The sequence below is a fragment of the Streptococcus australis genome (genome assembly GCF_003943615.1).
In the GTDB taxonomy this organism is placed as follows: domain Bacteria; phylum Bacillota; class Bacilli; order Lactobacillales; family Streptococcaceae; genus Streptococcus; species Streptococcus australis_C.
In genome coordinates, this window is record NZ_RJPZ01000003.1 from 127,722 (window position 1) to 147,135 (window position 19,414).

Annotated in this window: 8 protein-coding genes and 1 pseudogene; all 9 read right to left on the reverse strand. The window is 42.2% G+C overall.

Annotated features, from left to right (window positions below; genetic code table 11):
* Window positions 1–1,267: 1,267 nt before the first annotated feature.
* Window positions 1,268–1,507, reverse strand: a pseudogene (locus D8785_RS09935) (accessory Sec-dependent serine-rich glycoprotein adhesin); the annotation flags it as partial.
* 239 nt (window positions 1,508–1,746) lie between these two features.
* Complete coding sequence (locus tag D8785_RS04360; protein ID WP_125374601.1) at window positions 1,747–5,274, reverse strand: KxYKxGKxW signal peptide domain-containing protein; 3,528 nt, start codon at window positions 5,272–5,274, stop codon at window positions 1,747–1,749.
* Between the two features lie 186 nt (window positions 5,275–5,460).
* Window positions 5,461–6,921, reverse strand: coding sequence for a glutamate--tRNA ligase (gene gltX, locus D8785_RS04365; RefSeq protein ID WP_023024559.1), 1,461 nt, complete (start codon window positions 6,919–6,921; stop codon window positions 5,461–5,463).
* 97 nt (window positions 6,922–7,018) lie between these two features.
* Window positions 7,019–7,801: an alpha/beta hydrolase gene (locus D8785_RS04370; RefSeq protein WP_125374602.1), complete on the reverse strand. Its 783-nt coding sequence runs from the start codon at window positions 7,799–7,801 to the stop codon at window positions 7,019–7,021.
* A gap of 73 nt (window positions 7,802–7,874) precedes the next feature.
* Complete coding sequence (locus tag D8785_RS04375; RefSeq protein ID WP_125374603.1) at window positions 7,875–9,536, reverse strand: ribonuclease J; 1,662 nt, start codon at window positions 9,534–9,536, stop codon at window positions 7,875–7,877.
* A 213-nt stretch (window positions 9,537–9,749) separates the two neighbouring features.
* Window positions 9,750–10,238, reverse strand: coding sequence for a hypothetical protein (locus tag D8785_RS04380; RefSeq protein ID WP_125374604.1), 489 nt, complete (start codon window positions 10,236–10,238; stop codon window positions 9,750–9,752).
* A 568-nt stretch (window positions 10,239–10,806) separates the two neighbouring features.
* Window positions 10,807–11,565 (reverse strand): ABC transporter ATP-binding protein, encoded by a 759-nt coding sequence (locus tag D8785_RS04385; RefSeq protein WP_120701530.1) that lies wholly within the window; start codon window positions 11,563–11,565, stop codon window positions 10,807–10,809.
* Entirely contained in the window at window positions 11,562–12,428 is an 867-nt protein-coding gene (locus D8785_RS04390) for an ABC transporter permease (RefSeq protein WP_023024568.1), read from the reverse strand. Before D8785_RS04390 ends, D8785_RS04385 begins: the two co-directional genes overlap by 4 nt.
* Before the next feature lie 168 nt (window positions 12,429–12,596).
* Complete coding sequence (locus D8785_RS04395) at window positions 12,597–19,376, reverse strand: SspB-related isopeptide-forming adhesin (RefSeq protein WP_125374605.1); 6,780 nt, start codon at window positions 19,374–19,376, stop codon at window positions 12,597–12,599.
* Window positions 19,377–19,414: the final 38 nt, after the last annotated feature.

The following is a 19,414-nucleotide window of genomic DNA, read 5'->3' on the forward strand; positions in this document are numbered from 1 at the left end:
AAGCTCCTTGCCGGAATTCTCCCTTGTCGTCAACGAGCTTGTAATAAGTGACGTGTTCAGCACTTCGTGATGGGACAATTGATGCTACGGTCGATGGTGCATAAATACCTACATTCTTAGGTTCTACCACATCATAAAGCTGATGGATCATAAACTTAGGAGTCTGGTAATCCACACTTTGCATCCGTATAACTCCAGGTTTCCCATCATCATAAATTGAGTAAGAAACCCTATATTGGCGGTTTGTATCTGAACCTGTTAATTCCTTTGGTAAATCAAATTCAACCACACTATTTGCTTTAACTGTTTGAGCAAAAACCTCCGTACCACTAGATTTTTTAACCAGACGGAAGTATACATCGAGACCTTTAGGAGTAGTTGAACCAATCGAGCTACGGTCGACGGATAAGGTTGCATAATAATCCAGAGGGTCCGGCTTCACTCGATTAACGAAATCCCAAATAGCAAAGGTATAGCGCGTCACATCATGTTTCTCAGACAGAGACTTAAGAGTCACAGGATCGAGATTTATTACCGATTTATCTAAATTCGGATCCTTTTCTATGTCTTCATATTTCAAAGCAACGTCTTCTATGCTAGCCCCGTTTCGATCATCCAAATTAGGAGTGATATTGGACAACTCTTTAGAGTCTGTTACGATTTCATAAATCGGTGCCAACTGAGCTACAATAGCAGGTTTGCCGTTTACACTGCTATTCCCCACAAAACCTGTCGCTTTCAGTACAAGCATCATTTCATCAACAGACTTATTTAATCGTTGACGTTGATCCACATAGGCTTGCATCGCCACATGTTCATTAAGCAACTGAGTACCAGTTGACAATTCTGTTTGTACCTTAGCAATCGCAACTGAGAGAGCTGTTTTCTGATCCGCATCTGCAAGGTTTGAGGCATGATTTTCAGCCATCTGGGTCAATAAGGTAGCCTCTGACATATTCTGTTCCAAGATAGCCTTATCCGTTGCTCCTAGAACCGTTTCGGTCGTTTCCTCGTTTGACTCTGATGTCGTCAATGTTTCTGAAGTAGATTCACTCTGAGACACAGAAAGACTCTCAGATGTTTGCTCGCCTAAAGAGGCAGAAGAACTTGTCGATTCTAGACTTTCTTCTGACATTGATCTAGCATCAGATACAGAACCAATCACCAAGCTATTCGCTTCTGCTAAGGTTTCTTTCTGTAATTCAGAAGTTGTAGCCACATCAACACCTGCTTCATCCGCATAAGCCGTATTGATAATGGCGGTGGCACCAACAGTTGCTCCCGTCGCCAATAAGCCTTTCAGTACGAATTGACTTGTAGAACGGATCCCATACCGCTCCTTATCTGACTTCGTTCCGACTGTTGTTTTCACTTCTCCACGAACAATTTTAAATAAACCTAAGGTAGAATTTTCAGATCGAACCCAATGCTTCCCAGACTTGATTAACTTGAAACGAGTCGTTCGATCCAGCTCCCTAACTTTTCCATTCAAACGTTTAAATAACATGAATATCCCCTAAACATTATAGTCATTAATATTATACATCATTACTATACATATTCAAGTAATTTGAGGTAGATAACCATTCAATTTTCAAAAAATTTCCTTCCCAAAAGTAATTCCGTTTTCTTTTACTAAAATCCGTGAAATCTACTAGGGTAAAATAGAAAAAAAGAACCTCAAAATGAGATTCTTTTGTAGACACTTTGAATACTAGATGGGTGTTTCCCTATAAAAAAATACCGTTATTCTTCCTCTTCTTTTTTACGGCGTCCCAATAGAGTTAGTCCAATGAAAGATGCAAGAGTAGCAAATAAGGTTGATGTCGCAGATTTCTTTTCACCAGTTGCTAGAAGAACGGCTTTCGATGAGCTTTCTTTATTGGATAGGATCACTGGAGTAGAAGAGGATAGGGACTGAATGAGCACTCCCGAAGTCCCACCAGAATGAGCTTCACTTGCTGAATCTAGCATTGAAACGGACTGAGAATGACTGATTGACTCTGATTGTCTATGCGAGTTAAATGAGGACTCTAAAAGGGTTTCGCTTCTTGAGATCGAACCACTCAAGGATTCTGATGACGACTCGGTTAGACTGAGTGAATCAGACTGACTGTTAGACCTAGACTCCGGTGTCGAAACAGACTCACTTGATGGAGCAGATTGACTCGAAGAACTCGAAATAGATTCTGAACTCCTTACAAACTCGGATTGAGAAGCCGACATAGATTCACTGGCGAAAATTGAGGTACTCATGAATTTAGAGACTGACTCTGATAACATGGCTGATGTCAGCTGGCTTGTCGACTCGAACTGGGAAGTTGAAACCGACTCTCTTGTAGAATCCAAGGTACTCAAAGAAATGGATTCTGATTCAGAACTACTATGCAATTGACTATCAAAGACAACTTGAGAAGCTGAAACACTTTGAGAGTCTGAAAGGGATTCTAAGATACTTGCCGACGCAGACTGGCTGACCGACTCGGATTGAGAAGTCGAGATAGAATCACTTGTGGAAACAGAGGTGCTCAACGAGTCCGAGACTATTTCTGAGACACTTGCCGACGCAGACTGGCTGATCGACTCCGACTCAGAGGTCGAAATAGAATTGCTTGTAGAAGCCAAAGTACTCAACGAGTCTGAGGCTGATTCGGAAACACTTGCCGAGACTGACTGACTTAACGACCCTGACTCAGATTTCGAAATAGACTCACTGGCGGAAATCGAGGTGCTCAACGAGTCCGAGACTATTTCTGAGACACTTGCCGACGCAGACTGGCTGATCGACTCCGACTCAGAGGTCGAAATAGAATTGCTTGTAGAAATCAAAGTACTCAACGAGTCTGAGGCTGATTCGGAAACACTTGCCGAGACTGACTGACTTAACGACCCTGACTCGCTTTCGGAAACTGAAGCACTCTCCGATTCTGAAATTGATTTTGAGCTACTTGCTGACATCGACTGACTGATCGACCCTGACTCAAAGGTCGAAACAGAATTGCTTGTAGAAATCAAAGTACTCAACGAGTCTGAGGCTGATTTCGAGACTGATTCGGAAACAATTGCCGATAGCGACTGACTGACCAACTCGGATTGAGAAGTCGAAATTGATTCACTTGTGGAAACAGAGGTACCCAAAGAGCCTGAGACTGACTCGGAAACACTTGCCGATACCGACTGACTGATCGACTCGGATTCTGAGGTCGAAGCTGACTCACTTGTGAAAACCGAGGTACTCATGGAGTCAGAGACTGACTCTGAAATACTTGCCGACGCAGACTGGCTTACCGACTGACTGATCGACTCGGATTCTGAGGTCGAAACTGAAGCACTCGTGAAAACAGAGGTACTCAAGGATTCGGAGACACTTACCGATACTGACTGACTTAACGACTCTGACTGAGAAGTCGAAAGAGACTCACTGGCCGAAACCGAAGCGCTCAAGGATTCGGAGATTGTTTCTGAAACACTTGCCGATGCAGACTGGCTGATCGACTCGGATTGAGAGATTGAAACTGACTCACTTGTAGAAACCGAGATACTTAACGATTCTGAGATCGACTCTGATACACTTGCCGATACCGACTGACTAATCGACTCGGATTCTGAAGTCGAAAGAGACTCACTTGCTAAAACAGAGGTACTCAAAGACTCTGAACCACTTACAGATTTTGACTGACTCTCCGATACCACCAAACTGACTGATGTAGACTCACTCTCTGAGGCCAAAGCAGATTCTGAACGTCTTTCTGATTCTAAAACACTCAAAGATTGAGATGTCGCTTTTGATACCGAGAGACTTGTAGAAAGCGAGGTGCTTTGAGAAGCGACGATTGATGTTGAAGCACTCTCCGATTCTGAATAGTTGTCAGACAAAGACTCTGATAACTTAGCCGATTGCGACCGCATTTGAGAAGTACTTTGCGCTTCAGATACGCTCTGTGAATAACTCACCGAGAGCGACTGCGTTCGAGGATCCTCTGTCAAAGGCACCTTCACAGTATTGGACGTATCATCCTTGAAGACAACCGTAATTTCTCCAGTTGCAGAGACTGAATAACTCTTAAAATCTTTGGACGCCAGTAGACGTGGATTTGCCTCCTTGAACTTTTCCCAAATCTGCGCTTTTTCAGACTCTGTCAGATTGGTCAAATCAGTCACTTGAGTATTAGAAGTCACTGGAGCAATCGGATTTCGGATGCCATCATTTTGAGGCAAGACTTTAATACGGAAAGAACGGTCAAGAAACTGATTTCTAGAATTGGTAAAACGAACCGTGATTGTATAAGTTTTCCCAGGTTCGACAACCTCTGTACCTCCCACTTTTCCTTCGATCAACATGGGCGCAAAAGGCGATTTCAAGGTTGCATTGGGAACGAGAACCCCCTCAACCCGTTCACTATTGGGAGCATAGCCCATATAGGTGAGAATGACGCCACCATTTTGCTCTCTCACAATGTACTGCAACCTAATCGGATCAGAATTATAAGCTGTAATGAGATGATTATTTGCAGGACCACTCATGACAAAAGGAGCACGAAATGCACTGTCCGCTTCTAAGGCACCACCTGTACGCAGATCTCTCTTCCCTGATTGCTCTCTTAACACAGCATTGACCAAGCGATTCCGGGTAGACTTGACCTGAAGAAGAGTCGCCTCTCCATCTTGATTCGGATCGGCTAATTGGTTACGGATCGCTTCCAGAGCCCCTTCCGCTTCCAACACAAGTCCTTCTCCATCCTTCAATTCTTTCGCTTGTTCTATATACGAATAAAGATCTCGGGCAATACTTTGAAGCTGTTTTTCCCGAGCAGGATCTGAGACGGCTACAGCCTTTTGATTCCCATTTGAAAGGACGCTAGCTTCCGTCATTGAAGTAGAGCGTACTTCTGAATGCGTCATGGACAAAGTAGTAGAAAGAGAGCCACTCTGTGAGTCTAATGGAGACCACTCGCTCGTAGACAGACTCGTCGTTGACGACTGTCCCACACTGCTCAGCACTAAGCTATCTTTGCCTACTACGCCCACTTCCGAAGCTATTTCTGACTGTAAAGTTGGACCTGCTAGCTCATCAGCATCCGTCGGATGCACGATTGACGTAGCACCCATAATAGAACCAGTAGCAATCAAACCTTTTAAGGCTATAGATCTTGGAGCATCCATACTAGAATAATTGGAAACATCTCTTTCTTTTTTAGGGCGCAAAAAAGAAGCATTCGAACAGGCTACTCGAATCCAATGTTTCCCTGATTTCACTAATTTAAATCTTGTCACTCTATTCCATGTTTTTTTCAGCAAGGTAAGGATGCCCCTCTCTCCTCAAAAATTATTCTCTCTTGATTATACATGATTGAATCCTATTTTCAATCATTTTGGCTATATCAATGCTCTATCTCAGCAAAAAAGCCATCGAATCGATGGCTTTTTAGAAATGAACAGCATATTTTCAAAAGCTGATTCCTATTTTGCAATTTCTTCCAACATTTTTTCAATGTGTTGGATAGATTTTTCACGGCCTAGCAAGTAGATAGTATCTGGCAATTCTGGACCATGCATTTCCCCTGAAACAGCGATACGGATCGGCATGAAGAGGTTCTTCCCTTTGATACCTGTTTCCTTTTGGACCGCTTTGATTTGTGGGAAGATGTTTTCTACCACAAACTCTTCGTCTGACATAGCCTCAAGTTTTGCCTTAAAGGCTTCAAGTACAGTTGGCACCGTTTCACCCGCCATGACTTCTCGTTCCGCTTCTGTCAATTCTGGGAAGTCTGAGAAGAAAAGGTCTGTCAATGGAACGATTTCGTCAACTGACTTCATTTGTGGTTTGTAGAGTTCCACCAATTTTTCAGCCTTATCCGTCAAACGACCAGCTTCTTCAAGGAATGGTTTGGCCATTTCAAAGATAGTTGCCAAGTCAGCTCTCTTAATGTAGTCGTTGCTCATCCAGTCTAGTTTCTTCTGATCAAAGGCTGCTGGAGACTTACTAAGGCGGTTTTCATCAAAGAGTTTGATCAGTTCTTCGCGAGAGAAAATCTCGTCCTCGCCACCAGGGTTCCAACCTAGAAGGGCAATAAAGTTAAAGACTGCTTCTGGAAGATAACCTTTCTTGCGGTAATCTTCGATAAATTGAAGGGTATTGGTGTCACGTTTAGACAATTTCTTACCCGTTTCAGAGTTGATGATCAAAGTCATGTGACCAAACTCGGGTGCTTCCCATCCAAGCGCTTCATAAACCATGAGCTGTTTTGGTGTATTGGCAATGTGGTCATCTCCACGGATAACGTGAGAGATTTGCATATCGTGGTCATCGATGACAACGGCAAAGTTGTAAGTTGGGTAGCCATCTTTCTTTTGGATAACCCAGTCACCACCAATATTGCCACCTTCAAACTCGATATCGCCTTTGACCATATCATGCCACTTGTAGATACCTGACTCATTAACAGCTAAACGAACTGTAGGAACAATACCCGCCGCTTCACGTTCAGCGATATAAGCTGCTTTTTCTTCTTCGCTCATACCAAGGTATTCGTTAATGTAACGAGGTGTTTCACCAGCAGCTTCTTGACGTTCACGTTCCGCTGCTAATTCTTCTTCTGTAACGTAAGATTTGTAGGCTTTTCCTTCAGCCAAGAGTTGGTCGATGTATTTTTGATAGAGTTCCAAACGCTCAGACTGGCGGTAGTTCTCATGCGTCTCAGGACTTTCATCCCAGTCCATGCCCAACCAACGAAGGTTTTCAAGTTGGGAACGTTCGCCGTCTTCCACATGTCGCTTGCGGTCCGTATCTTCAATACGGATGATAAAGGTTCCACCATGGTGGCGCGCATATAAGTAGTTAAACAATGCAGTACGGGCATTACCGATGTGTAGTAGTCCTGTTGGACTTGGTGCATAACGCACACGAATATCTTTAGTCACGTATATTTCTCCTAATTGTTCATTGATTCTGGGCTTCTCATCTAACTGGCCCAGCACTTTTCACTCTATTATAGCACATCTCCGAAGGAGTAGCTTCCTAATCGAGTCGTTCTTCTAGTTCAAAATCGATCGGCAGGGTTGCTAAGAAATGCTCCAACTCCCGCTCCCAATAAAACCATTCATGTTTTCCTGGCCCATGGCTATAGGTGATATCAAATCCGAGGTCCTTCAGATGATCCACAGCTGTATTGTTGGCCTCATACAGAGCATCTTGCTCTCCACACCAAGCCCATAAGACCGTCTTTTTATCTGAATACTTGTCCGCAATACTTTCCAAGGAGTAAGGACTCGTCGTCCAATCTTCTAGCTCTCCAAAGACCCCTTTCCAGTAAGCTGCACTTCCAAGGTTGGTGTCTGCCAGTTGACGCCCCTCAAAGCTAAGAGCACCAGAAAAGCTAGCGGCATGGGAGAAGCGATTGGTTTGAAGGGCCAGTTTGAAAGATCCATAGCCCCCCATCGATAGACCAGCGATAAAGGTCTTCTCCCGTTTCTTGGTCATATTGGGGAAGAAACGCGCCAAGGTCTTAGGCAATTCCTCTGCAATGGCTGTGTAGTAGGGATAACCATACTGAGTATCCGTGTACCAACCATTATTGGTATTAGGCAAGACGACAATCAAATTGGTCGAACGTAGGATTCGTTCTACATTGGTCCGTTTCAACCAGGAGTACTGATTACCATTCATCCCATGAAGGAGATAGAGGACCGGGATATCTTGATCATCCGGATTTTTCACTCGAGACGCATCTGGATAGAGGACGTTGATCCCCCACTCCATTGCGAGCGCTTCTGAATAGTATTCAATCTGCATTACTGCCATCTATCTTTCCTCACCATTTCTTTCTTCCTTGACAAGAAAAAGCCGACGATCGACTTTTCCTCTTATGTTCATCCTAGCGTACTTCCATGATTACTGGCAAGATAGCTGGTCGACGTTTGGTCTGGTCAAAGAGGTACTTAGCCAAACTATCACGAACAGCACCCTTGAGCTCACCCCAGTCGAAGCTATCCTGAGCCAAGTATTCTTCCACACTTTGGTTGACAATCTCTGCACTTTCGCGCAAGATGTCGCGACTCTTCTTCACATAGATAAAGCCACGGGTGTGAACTTTTGCCTTCGAGATAATGCGTTTCTCACGACGGTTAACCGTAATAGCCACAATAAAGATCCCATCTTCTGAAAGGACTTTCCGGTCACGGAGAACGACATTCCCAACATCTCCAATGGCATTCCCATCAATGAGGACATCTCCAGCAGAGACACTGCCAGCAGGAACGAAGTCACCATTGTCATATTCCATGATGGCGCCTTTCTTCGGAATGAAGATATTTTCAGGCAAAATCCCCACTTCCATAGCAAGCCGTGCATGGGCATCCAATTCGCGGTATTCCCCTTGGATTGGGAACAGATAGTTCGGACGAAGGAGGTTGATCATCAACTGCAAATCACGCGCATTTCCATGTCCTGATACACGCAAGCTTTGAGTAATTTGTTTGACGACTCCGCCTGCTTGGTAGACCATGTTTTCTACACGTGCCATAACCGCTTCTTTGGCGATAGATGGAGTCGTTACGATATAGACCAAGTCACCATCCTTGATTTCGACATAACGGTGACGGCCAATGGACATCTTACGAAGTCCGTTAATCGGCTCACCCATACGTCCAGTTTCAAGAATAATCAATTCATGATCCTCAAAACGAGACATTTCTTTTGGCTTAATCAATAATTTTTCGTTGGCCAAAGAAAGCTTATTTAAACGAATCCCTGTCCGGACGATATTTTCTACGTCAAATCCAGTCAAAACAACCCGACGCCCTGTCTCTGCAGCTGCGTCAAAGACCTGCTGGATTCGTGATAGGTTACTAGCAACAGCAGCAACAATGACACGGCCATCCCAGTCCCCAATGGTATCCAGGATTTCATCTCCAACTTCTTGCTCACTAGCAACTTGAATCTTGCTATCTGCATTTGCAGAATCACTCAGGAGCGCCAACACCCCTTCACGACCAATCTCTGCTAAACGACCAAAATCTGTCGCATAAGACTCACTCGCTGTTTGGTCAAACTTGAAGTCTCCTGTATAGACGATATTTCCCTCAGGAGTCTTGATGACAATTCCTAAACTTTCTGGAATGGAGTGGGTGGTCTGGAAGAAGGAAACAACGGTTCCTCCAAAATCAATTTCTGAATTGGCATCGATCACATGGAAGTCATTGAACTTCTTGACACTGTCATTGCTCTTGACAAAGAGCTTGGCCAACTCGACGGTCAACTCCGACCCAAATACGGGAACTTTAGCTTCCGCTAAAAGATAGGGAAGAGCTCCGATGGCATCCGCATGCCCGTGCGTTAAAAAGACTCCTGCGATACGATCGCTATTCTCAAAGAGGTAGTCCATGTTGGGAATAACAACATCGACCCCTAGTTGCTCATTTTCTGGATACTTGAGTCCAGCATCCAAAACAAAAATAGAGTCATTTACTTCAGCTATGTAGAGGTTTTTCCCGTTTTCACGGACTCCACCTAAAGTAATCAACTTAATGTTACTCATGTTTTCTCCTTTATGTGATGGTTCATACTTACGGTCCTTGGCTCACCAAGTCGAATTACAGTTTTGCAAATTTCTTGCATATCTAGAACATTATACTATTTTTTCACGATTTTTTCAAAAATCAGATCAAACAAAAGCCCTCCATCATCTGATAGAGGACCCTTTATTAAGACGAAGATCAAGAGCCTAGATTGTCAGCTTGGTAAAGAAACACTAGTCCGTATGATAATCATTTTTCTTATTCTCAATCACCCGTATCGCCGCCTTGATCACGTGAAACTCATTTAGCAGTTCTTCCAAATGCTGGTAATTCCGATCGCTGAGAGCCCCCTTCTTAAGGGTTTGAGACAAGCTATAAAATCGATCCAGATGCTCTTCAATATTGGCTAGTAACTCTTTGGCTTCTTTCAAGCGATAGCGATTCAGGAGCTTGCTTTGACTATGTTTATAGGCTAGCACATTCTCACGATGAATATCTTGACAAACCTCCTTCTGCTCTTCATCCACCGTCAAATTGACAGCTTGGAAGCAGGTAATAAATTCCCGATTCTTCAGATCACACACAAAGACGACACCGTCCTCTGCTACATAGGCTTCCGTATCGGGCCGTTGATCAAAACTGCTATCAAAATGATGAAGCGAGGGCACGTGTTGATTGACCCAGCGTCTCAACTGATCTTCATCGACTCCAAATCGTTCCATTGCTCTTTCTTTAAAGTGAGCTCGACAGCTATATTCATGTGCATACGGCAATCCCACTGCCCTCACCTCGACTTTCTACCATGACAGACAAAAAGACCTCCAGTCTTACGGGACTAGAGGTCTGGTCTGCTTCACTGACAAGAGGCGATTAACCATTTAGGCTAACGAAAACAACAGTTATGATTTTCATTTCTATTCATGGTACGTTTTTACATACCAGTGGTTTTCTTTGCAATTTCTCTTTCAGTTTTGTTACAAAGCACTCAGTTGAGCATACCGAAGTTCGAAAACCATCTAAAGCTTCCACTACTATTTCCACGTATTTCAATGTCATTTAGTAAGTTAAGCAGACTTACTTGACGGCTCAACCGATTTAACATTTCCGACGTTCTAGCTTTTTTATAAAAAGCACAATCAAGTGTCAGCGAAGACAGACCTAAAGCGAAGTAACCTAATGTATGAATCTATAAGGCATTGGTATCAACCCCTTCTCCCTTATCTTCACCTATAGTATACTCCTTTAATATCGGTATTGCAAGCGATTACACACTGAAACTAGTTTCTAAATTTACTCAAAGAAACGGTAGTAATCAGACAAGGCCATCTTAGCCTTTTCCTCTTGATTCAAGTCCTGGATAATCTTTCCATCCTGCATAACAATCAAGCGATTTCCGTACTTGAGCGCATCCTCCATATGGTGGGTAATCATCAAGGCAGTCAGTCGATCTGTTTTGACAAAACGATCCGTCAGCTCCATCAAGGCTTGACTCGTCTTGGGATCGAGCGCAGCTGTATGTTCGTCCAAGAGTAAGAGTTCAGGGCGTTTCAGGGTAGCCATCAAAAGGCTCAAGGCTTGACGTTGTCCGCCAGATAAGAATTCTACCGCCGTATCGACATGCCTCTCTAAACCATTGCCAATCTGGCTCAAAACCTCTTTAAATTCGTCTTTGTAGTGGGCAAGGCGACGAGGAACCAAACCCCGCTTTTCTCCTCGGAATTTTGCAATCAGGAGATTTTCAGCCACTGTCATACGAGGGGCTGTCCCCATCTTTGGATCTTGGAAGACACGGGATAGGTATTTTGCCCGTTTTTCTGGACCATAGTGAGTCACATCCTCTCCCTTGATCAAGACTTGACCACTCGTCAGCGGAAGGGTCCCAGCCAAGGTGTTGAAGAGAGTTGACTTCCCAGCACCATTGCCCCCAAGAATGGTGATAAAGTCATGCTCATGAATCTCCAAAGAGACATTATCCAAAATGACTTTTTCTTCATTCAAGCCATTGTTCACCACTATGGTGGCATTTTTTAATTCTACAATTGCGGTCATTTGCTGAGTTTGACTCCTTTCAGCAGTTTCTCTTTAAAGGTTGGAATCATGAGACAGATAGCCAAGATGATAGCACTAAAGATACGGATGTAGCTGGTATTGACCCCAATAGCAATCACAGCCCAAATCAAGAATTGATAAATGATCGATCCAATAACGATACTAAGTAAACGTTCTGCTAAGGTCAGTTTTGAGAAAAGGACCTCTCCGATAATCAAGCTAGCCAAGCCAACGACGATAACCCCGATTCCTCGAGATGCATCTGCATAGCCTTCTTGCTGGGCCATCAAGGCACCCGACAAGGCAATAATCCCATTAGAAACCACTAGCCCCATCAACTCCATCCGGCTGGTATGAATCCCAAAGCTCTTAGCCATCTCAGGATTATCCCCTGTCGCAATATAAGCCTGCCCCAGTTTAGTATCTAAAAAGAAAAGCATGGCAGCAATCACTAAGGTCACAAAGATGATCCCAATGATAATCTCGTTTACGCCACTGGCGATAGGAATCATATCTTGGATTTTTGAGTATCCTAATAAGCCTAGGTTGGCCCGTTGCATCACAAAGAGAATGACTGAGTTACAGGAAGTCATCACCAAAATCCCCGATAAGAGCGTCGGAATCTTCCCTTTGGTATAAAGTAGACCTGTAGCCAATCCAGCCAAACACCCCGCGCCTACGGCCACTAGAGTGGCTAATAAAGGATGAACCCCTTTGGTGATCAAGGTTACTGCGACTGCTCCCCCTAGTGGAAAGGAGCCCTCTGTGGTCATATCTGGGAAATCCAAGATACGGAAGGTCATAAAGATCCCTAGCCCTAAAATAGCCCAGATCAAGCCTTGTGAAATAATCGAAATAAGCATACCTTTGTCCTAACTATTGTAAATATCCTCTATTGTATCATATTGCAAGACGTGATTTCAATGCTTTCAAGAAATAACAAAAAGGCCCCACTCCTTAGAGCGAGGCCTCCTTGTGGAAAACTAAACTAATCACGACACTAGTTCGAATCAGTAGTTTCAACTACTTGTTTAGTCTTCGTTTTTCTTGCGTCTTGCAAGGCCAGCCAATCCAACCAAACCAAGAGCAGCGCCTAACAATGCAACAGAAGCTGATTGTTCTTCACCAGTAGAAGGAAGTTCTGGTGCTGGCGGTGTTACCGGTGGTGTTGGCGGTGTTACCGGTGGTGTTGGTGGTGTCACCGGTGGTGTTGGCGGCGTTACCGGTGGTGTTGGTGGTGTTACTGGTGGTTTTGGTGGAATTACCTTGTTGTTGAACTCAGCATCTTCCGGTAATTGAGAAGTTGCTGTTAAGACTTTGCCATCTTTAGTAACTGTTACTGTTACTGTAGCTACCATCTTATCGTATTCAACTCCTGCTTCAGTACCTTTGACTTCTTCCACTGTGTAAGTGTGAGTTCCTTCTTCACCACGTTTGAACTCTAATGCAGAGAACTTGATGTTTCCTGATGCATCGTTCTTAACTGTTTCAATAACTTTTCCATCTTTATCTTTAAGTACGAAGCTAAATTCACCTTCTTTTAGCTCACGTCCTTCAAGTTTCTTAGTGAAGTTAAATTCAACTTTAGTTGGGATGTTAACAACACGTTTTTCTGTTGGTTTTTCTGGTTTTTCAACAGATTTCTTAGTTGGATCGTATTGGTGAACAGTTTGTGAAGCAGTGTTTTCGATATCTACACCATCTTTAGCTGTCGCTTTGATAGTTGCAGGGATCTCAAACTTGTAGTAACGTCCGAATGCCAATTTAGCAGTGTCGATTACTGGAGTGTTTTCTGCATCTCCAAGTGACTTAGTCAAGTCTGTCTTAGAAGTTGCAGTGATCACACCATTTTCAACCTTGATATCAAATTTAGCTGTCACATCTTCTCCTGTTACAGAGTCGTATGCTTTAATTTCTGCTACGTTGACGTCTAAGTTTTCGCTGTCATATTTATCTGTTACACCTACAGATTGAATATTGTGCGCTTCAGTGAACTTAGTTGTATCCAACCATACTTGGTAGTATACTTTATCACCCTTCTTAAGTGTCTTCGTATTGATATTTTGAGCTTCGTTGTTATCAACCTTATCGGCATATGGATCTTTATTAGTATCCGCTACCTTGTTTGCTAACTCTTTATCATCATCAACGAGTTTGTCACCTGTAATATCGAATTTAGATTCATTCAGGATATACTTCTCTGGATTGAATTCTGGAGTTTCTGGCGGAGTCACCTTGTTGTTGAACTCTTTATCTGCTGGATCTGTTACGTTAGTGATGAGAGCTTTCGCTGTTCCATCGTGAGATACCACAACTTTAACAGTCGCAACCATTGTGTCGTATTTGACTGTTGCGTCTGTTCCAGCTACTTCCTCTACAGTATAGTTATAAGTCTTACCAAGATCGTCTTTACCAAATTCAAGAGTCTTGAAGGTAATTTTACCAGCAGCGTCATTCTTCACTGTTTCGACAACATTGCCATCTTTCTTAAGAACGAATGTGAATTCTTGATCTTGCAATTGACGACCTTCAAGAGATTTCGTGAATTTAAGATCAAGTGGAACTGGAACGCTATTTACACGTTTTTCAGTTGGTTTGCTTGGTTTTTCAACTTTCTTAGTTGTTGGGTTGTAGTAGTTGACTACTTGAGCCGCAGTATTTTCGATGTCTACACCAGCTGCCACATCAGCTTTAACTTTTGTTGGGATGTCGAACTTGTAGTAACGTCCAAATGCGAACTTAGTTGTATCGATGATTTGAGTGTTTTCTGCATCACCCAATGACTTCGTGAAGCCAGCTTTAAGAGTTGCAGTGATCACTCCACCTTCAACTGTGATATCGAATTTAGCTGTTACATCATCGCCAGTTACTGAATCGTAAGCTTTAATCTTAGTAGCATCAAGGTCCAATTTAGCTTCATCATAGTCATCAGAGATTCCTACTGATTGAATATTGTCCTTGTTAGCTGCGTCGAATTGAGTTGTATCCAACCATACTTGGTAAACCAATTTAGCGCCACGTTTAACAGTCTTAGTGTTCAAGTTTTGTTTTTCGTTGTTTGATGCATCGTCCGCATATGGGTTAGTATTTGTATCTGCGTACTTGTCTGCCAATTCTTTGTCATCATCAACGAGCTTGTCGCCTGTGATATCGAATTTCTCTTCAGAAACAACGTATTTCTCTGGTTGGAACTTAGGTTCTTCTGGTGGAGTTACCACGTTGTTGAACTCTTTGTCTTCAGCGTCTGTCACGTTTGTAACTAATGCTTTAGCTGTTCCATCATGAGATACCACAACTTTAACTGTAGCTACCATTGTATCGTATGTAACAGTTGCGTCTGTTCCAACAACTTCTTCAACAGTATAGTTGTAAGTTCCTTCATCACCCTTCTTAAATGTAAGAGCTGAGAATTTAACTTTTCCGTCAGCATCATTCTTCACAGTTTGAAGTTCTTTACCTGTCGAATCTTTAAGCACGAAGCTGAATTCTTGATCTTTCAACTCACGTCCTTCCAACTTCTTCGTAAAGTTGAATTCTACTGAAAGTGGTACGTTGTTGACACGTTTTTGAGTTGGTTTTTCTGGTTTTTCAACTTTCTTAGTTGTTGGGTTGTAGTAGTTGACTACTTGAGCCGCAGTATTTTCGATATCTACACCAGCTGCAACTGATTGTTTAACTGTTGTTGGGATGTCGAACTTGTAATATCGCCCGAATGCAAACTTAGTTGTATCGATGATTTGAGTGTTTTCTGCGTCTCCAAGTGACTTAGTGAAGCCAGCTTTAAGAGTTGCAGTGATCACACCATTGTTCACAGCGATATCGAATTTAGCTGTTACATCATCGCCTGTTACTGAGTCGTAAGCTTTGATCTTAGTAGCATCAAGATCCAACTTCGCTTCATCGTAGTCATCTGAGATTCCTACTGATTGAACATTTTCTTTGTTAGTTTCTGAGAATTTAGTTGTATCCAACCATACTTGGTAAACTAATTTATCACCGCGTTTCACAGTCTTGGTATTGATGTTTTCTGCTTCGTTGTTTGAAGTTCCATCTACATATGGGTTTGTATTTGTTTCACCATATTTATCAGTCAACTCAGCATCATCATCAAGAAGTTTGTTTTCAGTGATTGAGTATTTCTCTTCATTCAACACATACTTCTCTGGTTGGAACTTAGGTTCTGTTGGAGGAGTTACTGTATTGTTGAACTCTTTATCAGCTGGTTCAGTTACGTTAGCAACCAATGCTTTAGCTGTACCGTCGTGAGATACTGTTACAGTCACTTCTGCCTTCATTGTATCGTAAGTGACAGTTACGTCTGCACCTTTAACCTCTTCAACAGTATATTTGTGAGCTCCTTCTTCACCTTTTTTGAATTTCAATGCTGAGAACTTAACGTTTCCTGCCGCATCATTCTTAACCGTTTGAATTTCTTTACCAGTTGAATCTTTCAGTACGAAGCTAAATTCGTTCGCTTTAAGCTCACGACCTTCCAAACGTTTCGTGAAGTTGAATTCTACAGTGATTGGCACACTGTTCACACGTTTTTGAGTTGGTTTTTCTGGAGTTTCTACAGATTTGCTTACTGGGTTGTAAACGTGAACAATCTGATTGGCTTTGTTTTCGATGTCTACTCCACCTGCAACGTCTGCTTTAACAGTTGCTGGAATATCGAATTTGTAGTAGCGACCAAATGCAAATTTAGTTGTGTCGATAACTTGAGTATTTTCTGCATCACCTAAAGATTTGTTCATAGAAGCTTTAGATGTAGCTGTAATGACTCCGTTAGCTACTGTAATATCAAATTTAGCTGTTACATCTTCACCAGTTATGCTGTCATAAGCCTTGATGTCAGTAGCGTTAACAGTCAATTTATTTGCTTCGTATGTATCAGAGATACCTAAAGATTGGATGTTATTCTTGTCAGTGAAATTCTTAGTGTCCAACCATACTTGGTAAACTAATTTATCACCGCGTTCAACAGTTTTCGTATTGATGTTTTCTGCTTCATTATTGTTTGTATCATCAACATATGGGTTAGCATTTGTTTCTGTATACTCATCTGTCAACTCATGATCATCGTCAACGAGTTTTGAACCAGTAATATCAAATTTTTCTTTGTTAAGGACGAACTTTTCTGGTTGGAATACAGGCGTTTCTGGAGGAGTTATTTTGTTATTGAACTCTTTATCCTCAGTTCCATCAGTAGCGTTACCGTTCGCATCTACCCCACCTGTTGATGATACATTTGTTACAGTTGTCAGAGTATGACCGTTCTTAGCAACTTCAACAGTGATAGTTGCTTTCATAGTATCATATACCATTCCAGCTTCTTTCGCTGCAGGGATCACTTCTTCTACTGTATACGTGTGAATACCCACTTTAGAGTTGTCGAATGATAATTCTGTAAATGTTACAGTCCCGTCTGCTTTGTTGGTTACAGTTTCAACTTCTTGTCCGTTTGCATCTTTAAGAACGAATTTGAATTCTCCGTCTTTCAGTTCACGTCCAGCTAATTTCTTAGTGAAGTCGAATTTAGTTTTAACTGGTGCTACAACGTAATTGTTGAAGATTTTATCATCAGCACTTGACTTGAATCCACCTTCAGCACTGTATTTAACTGCAGCTTGTAAATCACCTTGAGCATTCTCCGTAACAGTAACAGTCATAGTAACTGTCATTGCATCATAATCAACATTTGCATCTGAACCTGGTGTTTCAGTGATGGTGTAAGTGTAAGTACCCGCTTTGTTAAATGTTAATTTGCTGAATGTAGCTTTTCCATCTGCTTTGTTCGTAACAGTTTCTTCATATGAAGGAAGTGACTTATTTGGTTGTACTTCTTTTAGCTTGAATGTGAACTCACCGTTTGCTAATACACGTCCTTCCAATTGTTTTTCAACTTCTGGAGTGACTTCAACTGGCTCTTGTTTGACATAGTAGTAGACCGGTTGTTTATGTGGCGTCAAAGTGTTAAGCAAGTCAACGTTTGTACCGATACCACCAACTCCACGTTCTAATTGTGCGTTAGCTGAACCGTGTCCAATTCCATCTCCCAAGAATGGTACGAATACTGTTTTCTTAGGTGTATATCCTGCTGAACTTTGGAAATCGAATGCAACTTCTTTACCATTTGGATATTGAGTTTGCGCTCCTGTTTTTGGATCTGTTACAGTATGTGCAATCGTATTAAGAGGTGATTTTTTAACAACTAGTTCTTGCGTATTAGCTTCACCTGGTTTAATCGGTTTCGTTTCTGCTATCAACATGTAGCCATCAGTACTTAATGAACCATCAGAACGTTTACTTTGTTGTTTTGGATCTAGTAAGTAAACACGAATAACTACCGAACCATCTTCTCCAACAACTTCTTTAATCCGTTTAATACCATAACGGTCTGCATCCATAAATTTCGTCCCAACAGTATAAGGACGACTGACATAACCAGATTTATCGTTTGCATCAGCTGTTTGATACAATTTATATCCATCAAATTGACGTTCACCAGATGCTGTGAAGCTTTGACCTTCCATAGCTTTAGTAGCATATCTAGCTAAATCTACTTCATTACCATTTTCTTTGTAATCTTGAACAGTTTTATCTGTTTTATTTGCATTGAATGTAGGATTGTTTTTATCAACTACTTTATAGTAAGTTGTTTTATTAATTGCCTCTGGTATTTTAGCATTTGAATCAGTAATTGTACGACCGTTATAAGCTGGTTCAACAACGTTTAGAATATCTGTTGTTGTACGAGCGTTATAAACCGCAGTATGAAGTGCTTGCTCTGCAGGTGTCAATTGGTGTCCAGCAGCCACTAAATCTGTTATACTCTTTCCAACTTCATACCCATTTTGAATGAATGGTTGAATTGTTTTACCTTTTTCTTGAGCAAGTCCAGCTTTATAATCTACTTGGAAGGTTAATTCACTATTAGACGCAGCTGTGGTAGTAGTGAATTTTTGAACGCCACTTGATGAAGTAACCGTTCTTGTTTCTACCACATTACCAGTCGTTTTATCGATTAATTCAACAGTTGTATCTGTAGATTCATCAAATCTCTTATAAGCACGAGCATAGTATTTTGTACCATAACGTTCATTGAATCTAGTAAGATCCCAAATAGCGTATGTATAGTAATCGCCTTCTTTAGCAGAGTAACCAGCTGGTACAGGTTGAGAGCTTACAGTTGCACCGTTAGCATCTTTAATTTCTGGAGTTACTTTTTCCCCATCTTTTAAGTAAGTGCTTACTGCTACTGGGTTAGAGTTGTGGTCTCCAGATACAGCTTCGTTAGTAGTAGCACGACGACTACGTACTTTTGGTTTGTTTGATTCGTCTGTTGCTGGTTTTGCTTCAGCTGCTGTTGTAGCTTCAGTTGCTTTTTCTTCTTTTTTAGTTTCTCCTTCAGCAACTTCTGGTTTTGCTTCTTCCTTAGTAGCCTCTGGTTTAGCAACTTCATCTGTAGATGGTTTTGCTACCTCAGCTTTTTCTGCAGTTGCTACTGGAGTTTCAGTTGCTGCTGGTGTAGCTTCAGCGGCTTTTTCTTCAGCAACTGGAGCGCTCTTAGGGGCCTCTGCTCCTTCAGCGTTGGTGTTTTCAGGGGCCACTTCTTTAGCCGACTGAGATTCTTCAGCTTGGGGACTTGAGACTGCAACCACTTCGCTTGGCTGAGAAGCAGAAACAGCTTCATCCGCAGCTACTGACGGCGCTCCGACAGCAAAAAGTGCTGTCCCTAGTAACACAGAACAAACACCAATGCTATATTTTCTTAAAGAAAAGCGCTGGCGCCTATTAAACAATTCCTTCATTTGTTGTATCTCCTTTTTCATATTATTTTTTTCTTTGA

What these genes read in the sequence shown, in the direction of transcription:
- D8785_RS04370 (WP_125374602.1), bottom strand. Translation starts at nt 7,801, where the DNA reads ATGGCAGTAATGCAGATTGAATACTATTCAGAAGCGCTCGCAATGGAG.
- D8785_RS04375 (WP_125374603.1), bottom strand. Translation starts at nt 9,536, where the DNA reads ATGAGTAACATTAAGTTGATTACTTTAGGTGGAGTCCGTGAAAACGGG.
- D8785_RS04380 (WP_125374604.1), bottom strand. Translation starts at nt 10,238, where the DNA reads ATGGAACGATTTGGAGTCGATGAAGATCAGTTGAGACGCTGGGTCAAT.
- D8785_RS04385 (WP_120701530.1), bottom strand. Translation starts at nt 11,565, where the DNA reads ATGACCGCAATTGTAGAATTAAAAAATGCCACCATAGTGGTGAACAAT.
- D8785_RS04390 (WP_023024568.1), bottom strand. Translation starts at nt 12,428, where the DNA reads ATGCTTATTTCGATTATTTCACAAGGCTTGATCTGGGCTATTTTAGGG.
- D8785_RS04395 (WP_125374605.1), bottom strand. Translation starts at nt 19,376, where the DNA reads ATGAAGGAATTGTTTAATAGGCGCCAGCGCTTTTCTTTAAGAAAATAT.